This is a genomic window from Streptomyces sp. YIM 98790 (assembly GCF_011421595.1).
Lineage (GTDB): Bacteria > Actinomycetota > Actinomycetes > Streptomycetales > Streptomycetaceae > Streptomyces.
On record NZ_WTLH01000354.1, the window covers coordinates 1 to 2,399 of the forward strand.

3 protein-coding genes and 1 pseudogene are annotated in these 2,399 nt (G+C 76.6%); 2 read left to right on the forward strand and 2 right to left on the reverse strand.

Annotated elements, in window-relative coordinates; genetic code table 11:
* Nucleotides 1–384: C40 family peptidase (locus tag GQS09_RS27925; protein ID WP_207958382.1), on the forward strand; the 384-nt coding region annotated here is incomplete at its 5' end.
* A 204-nt stretch (nt 385–588) separates the two neighbouring features.
* Complete coding sequence (locus GQS09_RS27930) at nt 589–1,128, forward strand: DoxX family protein (RefSeq protein ID WP_165990302.1); 540 nt, start codon at nt 589–591, stop codon at nt 1,126–1,128.
* Here GQS09_RS27930 and GQS09_RS27935 read toward each other — a convergent pair.
* Together GQS09_RS27935 and GQS09_RS27940 are read right to left on the reverse strand one after the other, a co-directional pair.
* A complete protein-coding gene (locus tag GQS09_RS27935; protein WP_165990303.1) occupies nt 1,125–1,484 on the reverse strand; it encodes a hypothetical protein in 360 nt (119 codons plus the stop codon). The two genes, GQS09_RS27930 and GQS09_RS27935, sit on opposite strands and share 4 nt — an antisense overlap.
* Nucleotides 1,481–2,399: pseudogene (locus tag GQS09_RS27940) on the reverse strand (LiaF domain-containing protein); the annotation flags it as partial. The pseudogene GQS09_RS27940 and the gene GQS09_RS27935, both read right to left, overlap by 4 nt.

A 2,399-nucleotide genomic window follows, 5' to 3' on the forward strand; every position in this document is an offset into this window, starting at 1 on the left:
GGCCCGCAGGGACGGTCCGCGGCCGCCGCACCCAGCGGCCGGGCCGCCGCGGCCCTGGCCTTCGCCCGCGCCCAGCTGGGCAAGCCGTACGGCTGGGGTGCCACCGGCCCGGACGCCTACGACTGCTCCGGCCTCGTCCAGGCCGCCTGGGCCGCCGCCGGGGTCGCCCTGCCGCGCACCAGCTACCGCCAGGTCGGCGCGGGCACCCGGGTGCGCCACGACGAGCTCCTCCCGGGCGACCTGGTCTTCTACTACTCCGGCCTGTCCCATGTGGCGCTGTACGCGGGCGACGGCCGGATCGTCCACGCCCCGCGGCCCGGCGCCCCGGTCCGCTACGCCCCGGTGGACTCCATGCCGTTCTCCGCCGCAACCCGCCCCGCCTAGCCACGGCCGGTGCCGGCCCGCGAACGAGCACCGTCCGTCCCTTCGTTCCCCCGGACGTGCGCACACCCTTCGCGTGGCCGGGGACTGCTGGCAGACTGTGAGCGAGGACCGGCCGGGCGGACAGCCCGCCGCAGGCCGGCAGTGAGCGAGCCCGCACCCCCGGGCGGCCGTCCGGGGCCGCGGCAGACGGCAGGAGCAGCGGCTATGTCGGTGACGGAACAACTGGGCGGCCCGGCCGCGCGAGGACCGCTGCCCGGCACGGGCGGCCCCGGCGGCGGCCTGCGGGACTTCGCGGCCCGTTACGCGCTGCTGCCGCTGCGTCTCTTCCTCGGCTTCACCTTCGTCTACGCCGGGATCGACAAGTACACCTCCTGGGGCCCGTTCTCCACCATGGACCGGGAGACCATGGAGTTCATGCTGGAGTTCGCGCAGGAGGACGCGGCGGCGTCGTGGCTGGCCGAGCTGGCGCTGGAGAACTCCGGCTTCTTCCTCAACGCCACCTCGGTGGCGGAGATCGCGGTCGGCGCGGGTGTGCTGCTCGGGCTGCTGACCCGGCCGGCGGCGTTCGGCGGGGTGCTGCTCACCCTGTCCTTCTGGCTGGTGATCAGCTGGAACACCTCGCCGTACTACTTCGGCGCGGATCTGCCGTTCCTGGCCGGCTTCGTCACCCTGCTGATGGCGGGCGGCGGCGTCCTCTCCGTGGACGCGGCGCTGGCCAGGCGCAGCCGCCCGGTGTTCGCCTAGCCGCCCTCCTTCCAGGACCCCGCCCGGCCCGCCGGCGGCAGGGCGCGGCGCCGGTCGGCGCGGCGCCGCACGCCATGGCCGATCAGGGCCACCGCGGCGGTCAGCAGCAGCGCCATCGGCAGCGCCGCGGCCAGGACGAACAGCGGGATGCCGAACCAGCCCGCGGCACGCCCGGCGAAGCCGGCGGCCAGCGCCAGCACGCACAGGCCCAGGACGAACCGGGCCGGGTCGAACCGCCGGCGCCGGCCCGGCGTCGAGGACCCCGGGCCGGCCGACCGGCCGCCGGTGGCCACGGACCGCTCCAGGACCGCGGCCGCGCCGCCGTGCGTACCGCTCATGCCGCTCGCGCGGTTCATCCCGGTCCCTCCTCACCTTCCTGCCCGGCCTGACCGTCCTGACCGTCCACGTCCGGTGCGGCCGGTGCGGCCGGTGCGTCCTGCACGTCCGGTGCGGCCGACGGCTCCGGGGTCTCCCGCTCCGGCTGCGCCGTCCGGCCCGCACCCTCCGGAACCGCCTCCCGCTCGATGACGACCTGCCCCACGCTCAGGTGCACGGTCAGCTGCACCACGCCACCGGGCTCCACCCCGTCCGGCGGCGGAAAGCTGCCGGACCAGTCCGCGCCCAGCCCGCCGCCGGCCGCCACCGGCCGGCCGCCCTCGCCCTGCTCCTCGTACACATAGCCGCCGAGGCCGATATCGGCCGCGACCCGGACCGTGACGTCGTACGGCACCCGGATCTTGAGCTGGCCCGCGCCGCCCGTCAGCACGGTCCGCACCCGGTCCTCGCCGGAGACGTCCAGCTCCGTCAGATCCAGTGTGCCGCGCCCGCTGCCCATGGAATAGGTGTCGCGGACCTCGGCCGCGGTCTCCGGCTGCCAGCGGGAATCGGTCCACTCGGTGCTGATCGACTCCGGCAGCGCCGAGGCACCCACCAGCAGCAGCCCGGTCAGCATCGCCGCGGCCACCGTACCGGCGCCCAGCCGTCCGACGAACGCGCTGATCAGCAGCCCGACACCGAACACCGCCAGGGAGGCCGCCAGCCCGTACACCAGGGCGGTGCCCAGCGGCCGGCTGCTCCAGAACAGCCCCGAGACGACCACGCCGCTGCTGATCGCGGCCAGCAGCACGGGCGCCCCCAGCCACACCCCGCGCGGCTCGGACGGGGGCCGCTGCGGCGGGGTGCCGGGCGGCGGCGGCGCCCAGGGCGAGCGGGAGGGCTGCTGCTTGCGCATGTCCGCCTGTGGCGCGGGCCCGCCGGCACCGGCCGCCACC